Annotated in this window: 16 protein-coding genes, 1 other RNA gene and 1 pseudogene; 8 read left to right on the forward strand and 10 right to left on the reverse strand. The window is 67.8% G+C overall.

Annotated elements, in window-relative coordinates; all coding sequences use genetic code 11:
* Positions 1-5: 5 nt before the first annotated feature.
* Both AB0P21_RS11540 and AB0P21_RS11545 read right to left on the reverse strand, forming a co-directional pair.
* On the reverse strand, positions 6-1,181 hold the full coding sequence (locus AB0P21_RS11540; protein ID WP_363695774.1) for a 4-hydroxybenzoate 3-monooxygenase: 1,176 nt from the start codon (positions 1,179-1,181) through the stop codon (positions 6-8).
* A gap of 135 nt (positions 1,182-1,316) precedes the next feature.
* Positions 1,317-1,925, reverse strand: coding sequence for an IclR family transcriptional regulator (locus AB0P21_RS11545; RefSeq protein ID WP_363695776.1), 609 nt, complete (start codon positions 1,923-1,925; stop codon positions 1,317-1,319).
* A gap of 101 nt (positions 1,926-2,026) precedes the next feature.
* On the opposite strand from AB0P21_RS11545, the gene pcaH reads away from it, so the two are divergent.
* From pcaH to pcaC, 5 genes and pseudogenes are all read left to right on the forward strand, one after another.
* A complete protein-coding gene (pcaH, locus tag AB0P21_RS11550) occupies positions 2,027-2,764 on the forward strand; it encodes a protocatechuate 3,4-dioxygenase subunit beta (RefSeq protein ID WP_363695778.1) in 738 nt (245 codons plus the stop codon).
* Positions 2,761-3,303 carry a protocatechuate 3,4-dioxygenase subunit alpha gene (pcaG, locus tag AB0P21_RS11555; protein WP_363695780.1) on the forward strand — a complete coding sequence of 181 codons (543 nt, stop codon included), beginning with the start codon at positions 2,761-2,763 and terminating at the stop codon, positions 3,301-3,303. The genes pcaH and pcaG overlap by 4 nt, the downstream gene beginning before the upstream one ends.
* Positions 3,304-3,308: 5 nt before the next feature.
* Positions 3,309-4,517 (forward strand): lyase family protein, encoded by a 1,209-nt coding sequence (locus AB0P21_RS11560; RefSeq protein ID WP_363695781.1) that lies wholly within the window; start codon positions 3,309-3,311, stop codon positions 4,515-4,517.
* Positions 4,514-5,215: pseudogene (locus AB0P21_RS11565) on the forward strand (alpha/beta fold hydrolase); the annotation flags it as partial. The gene AB0P21_RS11560 and the pseudogene AB0P21_RS11565, both read left to right, overlap by 4 nt.
* A gap of 96 nt (positions 5,216-5,311) precedes the next feature.
* A complete protein-coding gene (gene pcaC / locus AB0P21_RS11570) occupies positions 5,312-5,665 on the forward strand; it encodes a 4-carboxymuconolactone decarboxylase (protein ID WP_363696483.1) in 354 nt (117 codons plus the stop codon).
* A gap of 42 nt (positions 5,666-5,707) precedes the next feature.
* Here pcaC and ssrA read toward each other — a convergent pair.
* The 8 genes from ssrA to AB0P21_RS11610 form a co-directional block, all read right to left on the reverse strand.
* Positions 5,708-6,087: a transfer-messenger RNA gene (ssrA, locus tag AB0P21_RS11575) on the reverse strand.
* Between the two features lie 101 nt (positions 6,088-6,188).
* On the reverse strand, positions 6,189-6,746 hold the full coding sequence (locus AB0P21_RS11580; RefSeq protein WP_363695783.1) for a DUF1707 and DUF4870 domain-containing protein: 558 nt from the start codon (positions 6,744-6,746) through the stop codon (positions 6,189-6,191).
* A 101-nt stretch (positions 6,747-6,847) separates the two neighbouring features.
* Entirely contained in the window at positions 6,848-7,318 is a 471-nt protein-coding gene (gene smpB / locus AB0P21_RS11585) for an SsrA-binding protein SmpB (RefSeq protein WP_363695785.1), read from the reverse strand.
* Positions 7,319-7,502: 184 nt separating this feature from the next.
* Positions 7,503-8,963 carry a M23 family metallopeptidase gene (locus tag AB0P21_RS11590; RefSeq protein WP_363695787.1) on the reverse strand — a complete coding sequence of 487 codons (1,461 nt, stop codon included), beginning with the start codon at positions 8,961-8,963 and terminating at the stop codon, positions 7,503-7,505.
* Between the two features lie 57 nt (positions 8,964-9,020).
* Positions 9,021-9,932 carry a permease-like cell division protein FtsX gene (gene ftsX, locus AB0P21_RS11595; protein ID WP_363695788.1) on the reverse strand — a complete coding sequence of 304 codons (912 nt, stop codon included), beginning with the start codon at positions 9,930-9,932 and terminating at the stop codon, positions 9,021-9,023.
* A gap of 58 nt (positions 9,933-9,990) precedes the next feature.
* A complete protein-coding gene (gene ftsE, locus AB0P21_RS11600; protein WP_360283195.1) occupies positions 9,991-10,680 on the reverse strand; it encodes a cell division ATP-binding protein FtsE in 690 nt (229 codons plus the stop codon).
* 159 nt (positions 10,681-10,839) lie between these two features.
* Positions 10,840-10,998 carry a hypothetical protein gene (locus AB0P21_RS11605; protein WP_363695790.1) on the reverse strand — a complete coding sequence of 53 codons (159 nt, stop codon included), beginning with the start codon at positions 10,996-10,998 and terminating at the stop codon, positions 10,840-10,842.
* Positions 10,991-11,371 carry a hypothetical protein gene (locus tag AB0P21_RS11610; protein ID WP_363695791.1) on the reverse strand — a complete coding sequence of 127 codons (381 nt, stop codon included), beginning with the start codon at positions 11,369-11,371 and terminating at the stop codon, positions 10,991-10,993. The genes AB0P21_RS11605 and AB0P21_RS11610 overlap by 8 nt, the downstream gene beginning before the upstream one ends.
* A gap of 141 nt (positions 11,372-11,512) precedes the next feature.
* Here AB0P21_RS11610 and AB0P21_RS11615 point away from each other — a divergent pair, with 141 nt between their 5' ends.
* From AB0P21_RS11615 to AB0P21_RS11625, 3 genes are all read left to right on the forward strand, one after another.
* Positions 11,513-12,559 (forward strand): PfkB family carbohydrate kinase, encoded by a 1,047-nt coding sequence (locus AB0P21_RS11615; protein ID WP_363695793.1) that lies wholly within the window; start codon positions 11,513-11,515, stop codon positions 12,557-12,559.
* A gap of 70 nt (positions 12,560-12,629) precedes the next feature.
* The gene (locus tag AB0P21_RS11620) at positions 12,630-13,967 is read left to right on the forward strand and encodes a sugar ABC transporter substrate-binding protein (RefSeq protein WP_363695795.1); all 1,338 of its coding nucleotides are present in this window, start codon (positions 12,630-12,632) and stop codon (positions 13,965-13,967) included.
* Positions 13,967-14,887, forward strand: coding sequence for a sugar ABC transporter permease (locus AB0P21_RS11625; protein ID WP_363695796.1), 921 nt, complete (start codon positions 13,967-13,969; stop codon positions 14,885-14,887). The genes AB0P21_RS11620 and AB0P21_RS11625 overlap by 1 nt, the downstream gene beginning before the upstream one ends.
* Position 14,888 lies beyond the last annotated feature (1 nt).

Below are 14,888 nucleotides of genomic sequence, written 5' to 3' on the forward strand. Positions count from 1 at the left end.
CCCGTTCAGAAGCCGATCGGGAGCCCCGCATAGTTCTCGGCGAGACCCGCCGCACCGGCTTCGCTGGACGTGACCCAGCGCAGCTGCGACAGCTGGAGGTGTGCGTCGAAAGGGTCCTCGCTGATGTGCAGCATCGTGGTCATCCACCAGGAGAAATGCGTGCAGCGCCAGACCCGGCGCAGCGCGTTCTCGGAGTACGAGTTGGCCGGGCCGGCGTCCTTCTTGCGAAGTAGGGCAAGTAGTGCCGGGGCAAGTACAGCGACATCCGCGACGGCGAGGTTGAGGCCCTTGGCGCCGGTCGGGGGCACGATGTGCGCCGCGTCGCCCGCCAGGAAAAGGCGTCCGTGCCGCATCGGCGTCTGGACGAAGCTGCGCATCGGCAGGACGCTCTTCTCGGTGATCGGTCCCGGCCGCAACCGCCAGCCGTTCTGGCCGTGGCCGAGCCGGGTCGCCAGCGCGTCCCAGATCCGGTCGTCCGACCAGGTGCTGACGTCCGTGCCGTTGGGCACCTGGAGGTAGAGCCTGCTGACAGTTGCCGAGCGCATCGAATGCATCGCGAAACCGTCCGGATGCCAGGCATAGATCAGCTCGTCCGTCGAGGGGGCGACATCGGCCAGGATGCCCAGCCAGGAGTACGGATAGACCCGCTCCGCCGACTCGCGCACGGTCTGGGGAATCCCTGCTCTACTGGGCCCGAACGACCCGTCACAGCCGACCACGACAGCCGCCTCGATGGTCTGACGAGTGCCATCGATGTCTTTGAAACTGACCGACGGGCGCTCGGTGTCGAGATCGTGCAGCGCGGTATCAGTGACCTCGTAGTGGATCTCCTGCCCCGCGGCGCTTCGCGCGGCAGCAAGATCCTTCTGTACTTCGGTCTGCCCATATACCCACACGCTGCATCCGGTCAGGTCGACGAAGTCGAGATGGTGCCGCTCCTCCGGCCACTGCAGGTAGATCCCTCGATGCTCGTCGCCCTCGGCCCGGAGCCGCCCGCCGAGACCGACCGAATCGAGCAGCTCCACGGTCGAGTGTTCGAGCACCCCGGCGCGGATCCGGGAGGCGACGTACTCCGCGGAGCGCGTCTCCACCACGATCGACTCGATCCCGTCCTGGGCGAGCAGGTGGGACAGCAGAAGTCCGGCGGGGCCGGCGCCGATGATGGCAACCTCGGTACGCATGCCGCTCAGTCAAGGCGTGCCCCGGTTGGCAGCGCCACTCGACGCTTCCACTCAGTGAAAGTCAGCCGCTGAGGCTGCGTCCCACTCCCTGCGCGGCGACCTGCAGTGCAGCTGCCAGCCGGGCCCGATCACGCTTCAAGCTCGGTACGACGATGCCAAGCGCTGCCACCACCTCGCCCCGAGACTCATCTCCTCAGTGGTCACGGCGTACCCCTCGCGGTGCACGCGGCGCAGATCCTCACGCAGCCGGCCAGGCTGAGTGATCGTGTACGGCGTGACTCGGGTGAGGTTACTCAGCACCTCGGCCTGGATCTCCTGTGGCGCATAAGCGAGCAGGACCTTGCCGACGCCGGTCGCGTGCAGCGGGAGCCGCGAACCGATCTGGCTGACCACCGGCACGGAGGCGTGCCCCGAGACGCGGTCCAGGTAGAGCACCTGAGCGCCATCACGGACGGCCAGGTGCACCGTGGCCAGCGTTGCGCCGTAGATGTCGTTGAGGAACGGGGATGCGACCTGACGCAGGCCGGACTGGGCGGGGGCCAGCAAACCGAGGTCCCAGACTCGCCGGCCTACGACATACTCGCCCGAAGTACGGCGTACTAGGGCACCCCACTCGACCAGCTCGGCGACGAGGCGGTGTGCCGTTGCCAGCGGGATACCGGCGCGGCGTGCGAGGTCGGTCAGCGTGAGCGCGCGATGGTCCGAGTCGAAGGCGCCCAGCAGCGCGAGCACGCGTGAGGCCACCGATGCGCCTGGTTGTGAGGCGTTGCCGGCCACGTCGGGTCCTTCCGTCCAGTGGAAGACCATCCTCGCATCACTCGGTGACCAGCCTTAGCGTCTGTCGGGTGACCCTTCCCTCGCAGGCCGAGATCAGTGCGGAGATCGAACAGCTCTCCAGTGCTCGTGGGCAGCAGCCGCGGACCGACTATCCGGCGTACCGGAGCAGCGTTCTGCGTCATCCGACCAAGGATCTGCATCACGCCGATCCGGAGACGATCGAGCGGTGGGCGCCGTGCTTCGGACCGCAGGACGTCAGCCCGCTCGAGGCGGACCTGACGATCCAGCACAGCGGGGAGCCGCTCGGTGAGCGGATCACGGTGGCCGGTCGTGTGGTGGACGGCGAGGGCCGGCCCGTCCGGGGGCAGTTGGTTGAGGTGTGGCAGGCCAATGCGGGCGGGCGGTACATCCACAAGCGCGACCAGCATCCCGCGCCGATCGATCCCAACTTCACCGGCGCCGGGCGATTCCTGACCGGTGGCGACGGTTCGTACTGGTTCCAGACCATCAAGCCCGGGCCGTATCCGTGGAAGAACCATCGGAACGCGTGGCGCCCGGCGCACATTCACTTCTCGCTGTTCGGCACCAGCTTCACGCAGCGGCTGGTGACGCAGATGTACTTCCCGGGAGACCCGCTGTTCGCCCTCGACCCGATCTACCAGTCGATCACGGATCCTGCCGCACGGGCTCGGCTGGTGGCGTCGTACGACCACGATCTGACGACGCCGGAGTGGAGCACGGGGTACCGCTGGGACATTGTGCTGACCGGCAGTCACCGCACCTGGCGCGAGGAGGCTGACGAATGACCACACCGGGGCAGACCGTCGGGCCGTTCTTCCACTACGCGCTGCCCTTCGAGGGCGACTCGGAGCTCGTACCGCCCGGTCGCGCCGACGCGATCCGGCTGCACGGCCGGGTGCTTGACGGCGCCGGCGTACCGATCCCGGACGCGCTGATCGAGATCTGGCAGGCCGCTCCCGATGGGTCGGTCGTCCAGCAACCCGGCTCGCTGCATCGCGATGGCTGGAGCTTCACCGGTTGGGGGCGGTCGGCAACTGACGGCGCGGGGCACTATTCGTTCACGACTCTGGTCCCGGGTGCGACCGAGTCGGGGCGTGCGGCGTTCTTCGCTGTCACCGTCTTCGCGCGCGGTCTGCTCGATCGGCTCTTCACTCGTGCCTATCTCCCGGACGATCCTGCACTGGCCGACGACCCACTGTTGCGGTCAGTCGACCCGGAGCGTCGTGGGACGCTCGTCGCTACGGCCGATGCCACTGGGTTTGTGTTCGACATCGTTCTGCAGGGTGATGACGAGACGGTTTTCCTGACCTTTGCGGGACAGTGAGAGCCATGGCCGATCTGTTCTGGGCCGGCGACGAGCGCGCCGGTGAGTTGATGTCCGAGGCATCGTTGCTCGAGGCGATGGTGCGCGTGGAGAACGCCTGGCTGGCCGCGCTCGTCGAGACCGGTCTCGCGCCGGCGTCCAGCCTTTGCGATCTCACCGCTGACGACGTGGAGACCGTTGCCTTGGGCGCTGAGAGCGGCGGCAATCCCGTGCTCCCGTTGGTGAACTTGCTGCGTTCGCGAACCGGCAGTGAGTGGGTGCATCGCGGACTGACCAGCCAGGACGTGCTCGACACCGCGCTTGTGCTCATGCTGCGCGACGTCTTCGACCGGCTGCTGGACGAGCTGCGGTCCCAGGTGATCGCGGCGTCGGCGCTGGCCGAGAGCCATGCTGAGACGCCGATGGTCGGGCGGACTTTGACACAGCATGCAGTACCGACGACGTTCGGGGCCGTCGCGGCATCTTGGCTTGATGGGCTTGTCGACGCGGCCGAGCTGGTCGTTGCCGTGCGCAAGGATTTGCCGGTGCAGCTGGGCGGTGCCGTCGGAACCCTTGCAGCGACGACAGAGCTCGCAGTACTGCGTGAGCTGGCTCCTTCCGTTGTCGCACAGGCCGTGACGATGACCGCCGAGGCGCTCGGTCTCCGCCCTCGCCGCCCGTGGCACACTTCCCGGGCGCCCCTCACCGGGGCCGCCGATGCGCTGGTGACCTGCACCGATGCCTGGGGCCACGTCGCCACCGACGTCGCGACGCTTTCGCGCACCGAGATCGGCGAACTGACCGAGGCGACCGGCGGCGGATCGTCGACCATGCCGCACAAGCAGAACCCGGTGCTGGCGATCCTCGTACGCCGAGCCGCCCTGGCCGCGCCCGCCCTCGGCTCGACCATGCATCTCGCCTCGGCGATGACCGGCGACCAGCGCCCCGACGGCGCTTGGCACACCGAATGGGCGACCCTCCACACTCTCGGCCGGCGTACCGTCGTCGCGGCCTCGCAGACCACCGAGCTCCTGCAAGGCCTGCAGGTCAACGCCGCCCGGATGCGCACCACGCTCGAAGCCTCAGCAGCCGACGTCCTCGCCGAGCGCCGCGGCGTCGCCGACCTGCTCGGCGCCAAGCACGATCCCGACCCCACGACGTACCTCGGCATCACCAGCGAACTGGTCGCCGGTGCCGTCGCCCGTGCTCGCACCTTCTTGGAGGACAACGCGTGACCGTCCCAAGAATCACCGCCGTACACCTCGGCGGCGCACCCGGTCTGCCCTTGCTCGTCCTCGGCCCCTCCCTCGGCACCTCGGCCCAAACCCTCTGGTCGCAGGCAGCCGCGCACCTCACCGACAGCTTCGAAGTCATCGCCTGGGACCTACCAGGACACGGCACCAACGCGACCGTCGGATCGCCGTACACGCTGGCCGAACTCGCCGCAGGCGTGCTGGCGATACTGGCCGACCACACCTCCTTTAGCTACGCAGGCGACTCCATCGGCGGCGCCGTCGGACTCCATCTGTTGCTAGAGGCACCTACCCGGGTCAAGTCAGCCGTCCTCCTCTGCACCGGCGCCAAGATCGGCGAGCCCGACACCTGGCACGAACGCGCCGCCACTGTCCGAGCCTCCGGCACCACCGCCGTTCTCGAAGCCTCAGCCACCCGCTGGTTCGCCCCCGGCTTCCTAGACCGCGCCCCCGAAACCGGCGCCGCCCTCCTCCACGCCCTCCGAGACACCGACCGCGAAGGCTACGCCCAGGCCTGCGAAGCCCTCGCCACCCACGACGTACGCGACCGCCTCGCCACCATCCACACCCCGGTACTAGCCATCGCCGGCCGCGACGACGTACCAACTCCCCCAGCAAGCCTGCAGGCGATCGCCACCGGCGTCAGCAACGGCCGCCTGGTGGTCCTCGACAACACCGCCCACCTCGCCCCCGCCGAACAACCACTGGAAGTCGCCCGCCTGATCCACGCTCACACCACCAACGCGCCGACCATCGCCGAAGTCCGCACCGCCGGCATGACAGTCCGCCGCGAGGTCCTGGGCGCCACCCACGTCGACCACGCAACCACAACCACCACCGACTTCACCGCCGACTTCCAGGACCTCATCACGCAGTACGCCTGGGGCACGATCTGGACCCGCCCCGGCCTCGACCGCCGCAGCCGCTCCCTGATCACCCTCACCGCCCTGGTCGCCGGCGGCCACCACGAAGAACTGGCCCTCCACCTCCGCGCCGCCCGCACCAACGGCCTGACGCCGGACGAGATCAAAGAACTCCTCCTCCAGACAGCGATCTACTGCGGCGTCCCGGCCGCCAACACCGCCTTCCGGATAGCCCAGCAAGTCCTCACCGACCTCGACCGGACATGACAAAGCCCCGGCCGATGGCCGGGGCTTTGTCCAACTACTCAGGGGTGGAGGTGGCGGGAATCGAACCCGCGTCCTTCAGTGCCGACTCGAGACTTCTCCGGGCGCAGTCTGTTAGTCGCTTTTCTCAGCTCCAGCACTCCCACAGACAGGGTTGCTGACGAGCTCAGTCACTGTAAATGTCCCGCGTCAACCCCGTGACCGAGTTGACGAAGCAAGCTTCCTAGCTGAGGCCAGGAACTGGGTCGGAAGCAACCCCAGGCTGACCGCTTCTGTTAGCTCAGGCCGTCAGGCGGCGAGAGAGAAGCTACTGCGCGATGTAGATTTGGCAGTTATTGTTTTCCAGAGATCGTTTACGAGATAACCCTGGATCCTCGGCCCGCTTCGCTCGAAACGTACAGCCAAAGTCGAAACCGTTCACCCCCTGTTGAGTTGTCAAACATCCGCGGCCCGGTAGCGCTCTGACTGACCGCGGAACCTTCACACTATCAAGTAGAACCAACCGCCCGCACCTGGGATTCCCGGACTACTTGATCAGCCGCAGGGTGAACGGGTACTTGAACTCCGAGCCCACCAGCGCGGCCAGCCCGCCGATGCCGGTCAGGACGAACCAGACCAGGCCGAGCAGCGGGAACAGGAAGCCGGTGAAGCCGTCGGTGACGCCGGTGACGACTCCCAGCAGGGCGAACAGGCCGAAGGCGCTCAGCTGGAAGTTGAGGGCCTCGACGGCGTGTTTGCGGACCACCGGGTTCTGCTTGCCGGCGCCGGCGGCGACCAGGGCGGGGCCGACGAAGAAGGTCGGGAAGCCGAGCCAGTGGGTGACCAGGCCCATGCCGCGGCCGGGTGACTGCTTGACCGGGAGCTGCGGGCGGGTGAAGGCCGCTGGGGCGAAGGTCGGGACCGGGCGGGCGACCAGGCCGTCGAAGGTGCCGTTGAGTTCGGCTCGGGTCCGGGCCTTCAGCGCGAGTTCCAGCCTGGTGTCGAACTCCAGGCGGTCCAGGCGGCCGTCGGCGTACATTTCTTGGATGATCTCGACGGCGCGGTCCCGTTGGGCCGGCGTCACCAGCAGGTCTGAAGTGGACATGCCTTCAGCCTGCCTGCCGCCGGGCCGCCACCCCATCGGGTGACGCCCGGAGCAACCCCTGGCGGGACCCCTACTACTCGCAGCGCTCGGGCCGGCTACTTCTAGCCCTTGCGCCGGTCGCTGAGCGCGCGCTGCGCCTCGCGGTCGGCCTGCCGCTCGGCGAGCGCGTTCCGCTTGTCGTAATCCTTCTTACCGCGCCCGGTGGCCAGCTCGACCTTCGCGTAGCCGTCCTTGAAGTACAGCGACAGCGGGATCAGCGAGACCCCCTGCTGCTCGACGGCCTTGATCAGCTTCTGCATCTCGTCCTTGTGCAGCAGCAGCTTGCGGGTCCGCCGGGGCTCGTGGTTGGTCCACGTGCCGTGCGTGTACTCCGGGATGTGCATGTTCTGCAGCCAGAGCTCGTTGGCCCGCACCGACGCGAAGGCGTCGACGAGGGAGGCCCGACCCAGCCGCAGGGACTTCACCTCGGTCCCGGTCAGCACGAGTCCGGCCTCCACCACGTCGTCGATGTGGTAGTCGTGCCGCGCTTTACGATTCTGCGCGATCGGTTTGTGGCCGGTCTGTTTCACCATCCGGCCAGTATCCCAGATCCTCAGCGGTCGGTGTTGGGATTTGCTTCAGTGCCGGCGTCGTCCAGGTGGGTGCATCGCAAGGCGGAGGAGCGTCCTCGATGCGGAGCATCGTGGACGCTTCTCCAACGCCGCGAGGTGCCCGCCTGGGCGGCGCCGGTGCGAAGCAAATCCCAACACCGACCGCTTACAACCACTTCATCGGATTAACCACGCGGCCGTCCTGGTAGACCATGAAGTGCAGGTGACAGCCGGTCGAGTAGCCCGTTGTGCCGACGTACCCGATCACCTGGCCCTTGCGGACACGCTGGCCGCTGCTCACGGCGTACTTCGACAGGTGGTTGTAGACCGTCGTGATGGACGAGCCGTCGATCACGCCGTGTGACAGGAACAACCGGTTGCCGTAGCCGCCGTTGTAGTACTTGTCCGTCACCCGCCCGCTGGCCGCCGCGTGGATCGGCGTACCGCAGCCGGCGCCGAAGTCGGTGCCGTCGTGCAGCTTCCAGTACTTCAGGATCGGGTGGAACCGCATCCCGAACGGCGACGTGATGTAGGTGTTGATCGGGTAGCTCAGCCCCGACGAGTCACTCGGCGGCGGGTCGTCCGGTACGTCGCGCGGCGGCCGGTTCTCCTTCTTGGCCTTCTCCCGCTCGGCCTTCTCGCGGGCCGCCTTGCGCTTGGCAGCCGCCTTCGCCGCCGCCAGCTTCTCGGCCTTCGCCCGGGCGATCAGGATCTGCTCGACCCGGCCACGCTCGGCGACCAGCGCGTTGTACTGCGCCTGCTCCGAGTTCCGGTCCCGCTCCGCGACCTTCAGCGTGGTCTGCTTGGCCGCGGCCAGCCTGGCCGCCTCGGCCTTGTCGGCGGCGACCTGCAGCGTCAGCGCGGTCACCTCCTTGACCGTGCGCGCCGACTCGGCCCGCTGCGCGGAGACGACCTTCTCGGCCGCCGTCAGCTTGACCCGCTTGTTCGCGAGCTGCGCCTGGGCGTTGTTGAGCTTGGTGATCGTGTTGCTCTGGATCTTGAACACGTTCCGCTGCACCTGGATGCCGCTGGCAACGTCCGCTGGCGAGGCGCCGCGCAGCACGATGGACAGCCCGACCAGGCTGTTCTGCTGCTGGTACGCCGACTGCGCGGCGCGGCCGGCCACCTGCTTCTGCCGCAGGATCACCTGCTCGCCCTCGTCGACGTCCGAGATCGCCGTCTTCAGCGCCTCTTCGGCCTGCTTGAGCTTGCCGGCCGCCACCACGTCGGCCGCCTTCGCCGCGCTGAGCTTGCCCTGCGCAACGGCGTACCGGACCGTGACGGCCTTGTACTGCGTCTCCGCCTGGTTGTACGCGGCAACGGACTTGGCGACCTGGTCGTAGGACTGCTTCAAGTCGGCCTTCGACTCGTTGATCTGCGAGTCGAGCTGCTTCTTCTTCGCGGCTGGATCCGGTGGGTCCGCCTGGGCAGCGGGAACCACCGCCAGTGCTCCGGCGGTCATGGACAGGACAACGCAGCAAGCGGCGATGACCGTCTGCCGCTGCGGCGCGCCGCGCAGGCGTTGCCTGGCGGATCGTCCCAACGGTGTGGCGGCGGCGCCGATGCTGTCGTCTCGCTTGATGCTCCCCCGCTTGCGCGGGTTCGCACCGGGGAAGTGCGGGACCACAGTCGACCCCTTGCTATGGGTGAAAGTGACGTGCTACTGCACGATAGGTCACCCAGGTCAGACTTTGAGGTATTTCCGGGTTGTCAGGAATGTCGGAACGACCGCCAGCACCAGCCCGACCACCACCATGATCAAGGTGGCCCGGAAGGTTTCGGGCGCGCCGACCCGCTCCCAGGCCCGGAACGTCTCCTCCGCCTGTTTGGTGATCAGGAAGTAGACGCCGAGCCACAGGGTGCCGCAGGCAAGGACCGCCCCGATCAGCGCCGCCAGGATCGCCTCCAGCAGGAACGGCAGCTGGATGTAGAAGTTCGAGGCGCCCACCAGGCGCATGATGCCTATCTCCCGTCTCCGGGCGTACGCCGCCAGCCGGATCGTGTTGGAGATCTGCATCAGGGCCGCGACCAGCAGCAGGCCCGCTGCTATCAGCGCTCCCCATCTCAGCTTGTTCAGGGCGTCGAAGAGTGGATCGAGGAACTGTCTGAGGTCCTGCACGTTGTCGACGCCGGGCAGCCCCGCCACCGCGCTGACCAGGTTCTGGTAGCGCTGTGGATCCTTCAGCTTGACCCGGTAGGACTCCTGCATCTGGTCCTCGGTCACCGTGCTGACGATCGGCGAGTCCTTGTACAGCTTCTTGAACTGCTCGAACGCGTCCTTCTTCGACTCGCCGAAGACGCCTTCCGGCGCGGTGTCCGGGTTCGACTCGATCGCCTGCTTGATCCGGTTCTTCTGCTCCGTGGTCACCTCGGCGCCGGTGCAGCCGCGGCCGCCGGAGTCCTTGGTGCAGAGGAAGACCGAGATCTGGATCTTGTCGTACCAGTTCCCCTTCATCAGGTCGACCTGCTCGCGGGCGAGCAGCGCGCTGCCGAACAGCGACAGCGAGACCCAGATGGTGACGACGACGGCGATCGTCATCGAGAGGTTCCGGCGCAGGCCGATCCCCAGGTCGGAGAGGATGTAGTTCAAGCGCATCAGTCAGTCAGTCCCTGTATCAGCCCTGTTGCAGGCAGGCGAGGCGGTCAGGCAGCGGTCAGTGCTGGTAGCCGTAGACGCCACGCGACTCGTCGCGGACGACATGGCCGTTCTCCAGCTCGATCACGCGCTTGCGCATCTGGTCGACGATCGAGACGTCGTGGGTGGCCATCACCACGGTGGTCCCGGTCCGGTTGATCCGGTCCAGCAGCTTCATGATGCCGACCGAGGTGCCGGGGTCGAGGTTTCCGGTCGGCTCATCGGCGATCAGGATCATCGGCCGGTTGACGAACGCCCGGGCGATCGCGACCCGCTGCTGCTCACCGCCGGACAGCTCGTCCGGCAGCCGGTCCTCCTTGCCGTCCAGACCGACCAGCTCGAGCACCTCGGGCACCGTCTTGCGGATGTGCGAGCGCGGCTTGCCGATCACCTGCAGGGCGAACGCGACGTTCTCGGCGACCGTCTTGTTCGGCAGCAGCCGGAAGTCCTGGAAGACGGTGCCGATCTGCCGGCGCATCTGCGGGATCCGCCAGCTGGCCAGCCGGTTCAGGTCCTTGCCCGCCACCATGATGTGACCCTTGGTGGTCCGGTGCTCGCGCAGGACGAGGCGCAGGAACGTCGACTTGCCGGAACCGGAGGTGCCGACCAGGAAGACGAACTCGCCTTTTTCGATCTCGACGTCGACGTTCAGCAGGGCAGCCTTGGACTGGCCCTCGTACGTCTTGGAAACATTCTCGAAGCGGATCACGTGAGATTCCGGCCGTGGTCGGGAACAGGGAGTGACACACAGATAACCACGAGGGCACCGTACGCCACCGGAGCGGCCGTCGATCAGTGTAGGTGCTGCAACCCGCCGCTCCGACTAGGCATGCCGCCCCGTCCGATACCCGGGCGTACGTCGTACAGGTCAGGCGGGAGCGGGGGAACCCGGAGCCTGGGGACGGGCGTCGGCGATCCGGGCCAGGCCCGGCTCGGGCTTGCGGCCGGCCTTGCGGGCGGCCTCCACGTGCAGGCGGGCCAGCTCGATGGCCTGGCGGGAGACCCGAACGGTCTTCTTCTCAACCATGGGCACTGTCTCCCTCGACCACATCGGCGCCTTCTTCGGCAATATCAGCGTACGCCGCCGAGCCGACCCGGTCGATCGCCACCGCGGCGGTCAGCGCGGCGACCAGGTCGTAGTCCTCGGCCTGTAACAGTTCCGAGCGCATCAGTGAGCGCAGCGTCACCACGCCGGCGTCGGTACCGGCCTCGTCGCCGTCCAGGATCTGCTCGACCGCCCAGCGGACCATCCGCATGGTCTCCTCGCGATGCCGCCAGGTGTCCAGCTCCCGCTCGCCCTTGCGGGTCAGGTAGGCGCCCAGCGCGACGCCGCCGAGCGCCAGCAACGGGCTCAGCACGGTGGCGACCACCCCGACCACCTGGATCCAGATCGGGATCACGGACACACCCCAGAACTCATCGCGTTCCTCCCAAATCCGTGGTGATGGCCGGTCGATGATGCTACGAAGGACAGCACACCAGCCGCCACCGACAATCTCTCACCACCGCAGTGTCACCGGACGAAGGAGCAGACTCAGCAGATGGACGAGATCGACTGCTACGACGTGTTCGTGCAGGGGACCGTGTTCCTCGACATCGTGCTGACCGGCCTGGAGTCCGCGCCGACCACCGGGACCGAGATCTTCGCCGAGGGGATGGGTTCCTGCCCGGGCGGCGTCGCCAACTTCGCCATCGCCGCCAGCCGGCTCGGCCTGCGCAGCGGCCTGGCCGCCGTCTTCGGCGACGACGTGTACGCCGACTTCTGCTGGCGCACGCTCGCCGACCAGGAGAGCGTCGACCTGTCGCACTCGCGCCGGATCGGCCACTGGCACTCCCCGGTCACCGTCTCGATGTCGATCGACCGGGACCGGGCGATGGTCACCCACGCCCACGAAGCCCCCGGCGACCCGAGCAAGCTGGTCGGCCCGGGCCTGCGGACGCGCTCCGCGATCGTGCCGGTCGCCGAGGAACTGCCGAGCTGGACGGCCGAGGCCCGCGAGTCCGGCGCGTTGCTGTTCGGCGACGTCGGCTGGGACCCGACCGATGTCTGGTCCCCCGCGGTCCTCGACGTACTCGAGGGCTTCCACGCCTTCACCCCCAACGCGGGTGAGGCGATGGCCTACACCCGCACCGACACCCCCAAGGCCGCGCTGCACAAGCTGGCTGACCGGGTGCCGCTCGCTGTGGTGACGAACGGGTCGGACGGCGTACTGGCGATCGACTCGCTGACCGGCGAAGAGGAGCACATCCCCGCCCTGCCGGTCCGCTCCTACGACCCGACCGGCGCAGGCGACGTCTTCCTGGCCTCCCTGGTGCTGGGCACGCTGCGCGGCTGGCCGCTCGCCCACCGGCTCGCCTTCGGTAATCTCTGCGCCGGCCTGTCCGTCCAGCACTTCGGCGGCTCGCTGGCAGCGCCCGGCTGGGGCGACATCATCGACTGGGTCCGCGACCACTCCCGCAGCCGCCCCGGCGACGTCGACCCCGACATCCTCCGGCACTACACCTTCATCGGCGACGTCCTCCCGGCCGGCCCGGTCCCGATCGTCCGCCGCGCCAGCGCCACCATCGCCCGGCTCTCCGACGCCTGACGGAGAAACATTTTCACGGAGTGGAAATAGCACGACGTCAGCCCCTTGCGGCCTTAGGGTCGGAAGATCGGTGCGCGGTGTCGGGACCGCGCCGGAACTGCGGAGGTACGTCGAGATGTCGGGTGCTGGTAGCAACGGATTCAACCGCCGGAAGTTCCTGGCCGTCGGCGGCGGCCTGGCCGCGATGGCGGTCGCGGGCTGTGGCTCCAACACCGGCCGCGAGTCGGACGGCGGCTCCGGTTCCTCGGGCGGCAAGCCGGCCCTGGCGCAGTGGTACCACCAGTACGGCGAGGCCGGCACCCAGCAGGCGGTCGAGAAGTACGCCAAGGAGTACCCCGACGCCACCGTGACGGTGCAGTGGTCCCCCGGCGACTACGACAAGAAGACCGCCTCCGCGCTGCTCACCGACGGCGGACCGGACATCTTCGAGTACGGCAACGGCCCGAGCATCGACATGATCAAGGGCGGGCAGGTGGTCGACCTGACCGACCTGCTCGGCGACACCAAGGCCGACTTCACGCCGTCGCTGATCGCCCGTAACACCTACCAGGGCAAGCTGTACGCCGTACCGCAGGTGACCGACATGCAGCTGCTCGTCTATCGCAAGAGCCTGCTGTCGGCCGCCGGCGTCCAGCCGCCGACCACCGTCGACGAGCTGATCGCCGCGGCCAAGAAGCTGACCACCGACAAGGTGAAGGGCCTGTTCGTCGGCAACGACGGCGGCGTCGGCATCCTCGGCGGCCCGGCGCTGTGGTCGGCCGGCGTCGACTATCTCACCGAGGACAACGCCTTCGGCTTCGACGACCCGGCCGCGGTCGAGTCGCTGCGCAAGCTGCGCGAGCTGTTCACCTCCAAGGCATTGTTGCTCGGGGCACCGACCGACTGGTCCGACCCGTCCGCCTTCACCCAGGGGCTGACCGCGATGCAGTTCACCGGTCTGTGGACCTTCCCGCAGATCCAGAAGGCGTTCCCGGACGACTTCGGCGTGCTGCCCTGGCCCAAGCTGGACAGCTCGACCGGCGCGCCGAGCGTCACGGTCGGCGCCTACGGCTCCGCGGTCAGCGCGAAGTCGAAGAACGTCGACGCGGCCAAGAAGTTCGTCAAGTGGCTGTGGGTGGACCAGACCGACAAGCAGCTCGACTGGGCCCAGTCGTACGGCTTCCACATCCCGGCCCGCAAGAGCCTGGCCGAGAAGGCCGAGAAGCTGAAGTCGGGACCGGCCGCCGACGCCGTACGGTTCGTCAACGAGAACGGGCACGCCCAGACACCGTTGCTGTGGACCCCCAAGTCCGGCACGGCGTACTCCGACGCGCTCAACCGGATCATCAAGAACGGCACCGACCCGGCCACCGAGATCAAGGCCGTCAAGGCGATCGTGGAGGCGGAACTCAAGCGCGTCGCCGGCTGATGTCGACCGTCACCGCCAGGTTGCGGGGCAGGTACGACCGCAACCTCTGGTTCCTGATCTTCGTCGGCCCGTTCGTGCTCGGGCTGGTGGTGTTCGTCTACGTCCCGATCCTGTGGTCGATCTGGCTGAGCTTCTTCGACGCCTACAACACGGTCACCCCGACGGATTTCGTTGGCCTGGGCAACTACCTCGACATGCTGAAGGACTCGTCCTTCCGCTCCAGCCTGCTCACCTTCGTCGTGTTCGCGCTGTTCATCGTGCCGACCAGCTTCGTGATGTCGCTCGGGCTGGCGCTGCTGGTCAACCGGGCCCGGTTCGCGAAGACCTTCTTCCGCTCGGTCTTCTTCCTGCCGACCGCCTGCTCGTACGTCGTGGCCTCGCTGATCTGGAAACTCTCGATCTTCTCCGGGGTCCGGTTCGGCCTGGCCAACACGGTGCTCGACTGGTTCGGGATCGAGCCGATCGCCTGGCTCTCGGTCACCCAGCCACCCTGGTACTGGCTGGTGATCGTGTCGGCGCGGATGTGGCTGCAGGCCGGTTTCTACATGATCCTGTTCCTCGCCGGGCTGCAGCGGATCGCGCCGTCGCTCTACGAGGCGGCCGCGATCGACGGCGCGACCGGGTGGAAGGTGCTGCGCTTCATCACGCTGCCGCAACTCCGCGCGACCTCGACCGCGGTACTGCTGCTGCTCCTGATCAACGCGTTCCAGGCCTTCGACGAGTTCTACAACCTGCTCTCCAGTTCGGGGCAGTACCCGCCGTACGCGCGACCGCCCCTGGTCTACCTGTACTACGCGGCGCTCGGCCAGGGTCAGGACTTCGGCCACGGCAGCGCCGGCGCCGTCATCCTCACGTTGCTGATCGCGCTCGTCGCCCTCGGCCAGGGACGTTTCCTGGGCCTCGGCCGGAAGGAGGACTGAG

This window comes from Kribbella sp. NPDC056861 (assembly GCF_040687575.1).
Classification (GTDB): domain Bacteria; phylum Actinomycetota; class Actinomycetes; order Propionibacteriales; family Kribbellaceae; genus Kribbella.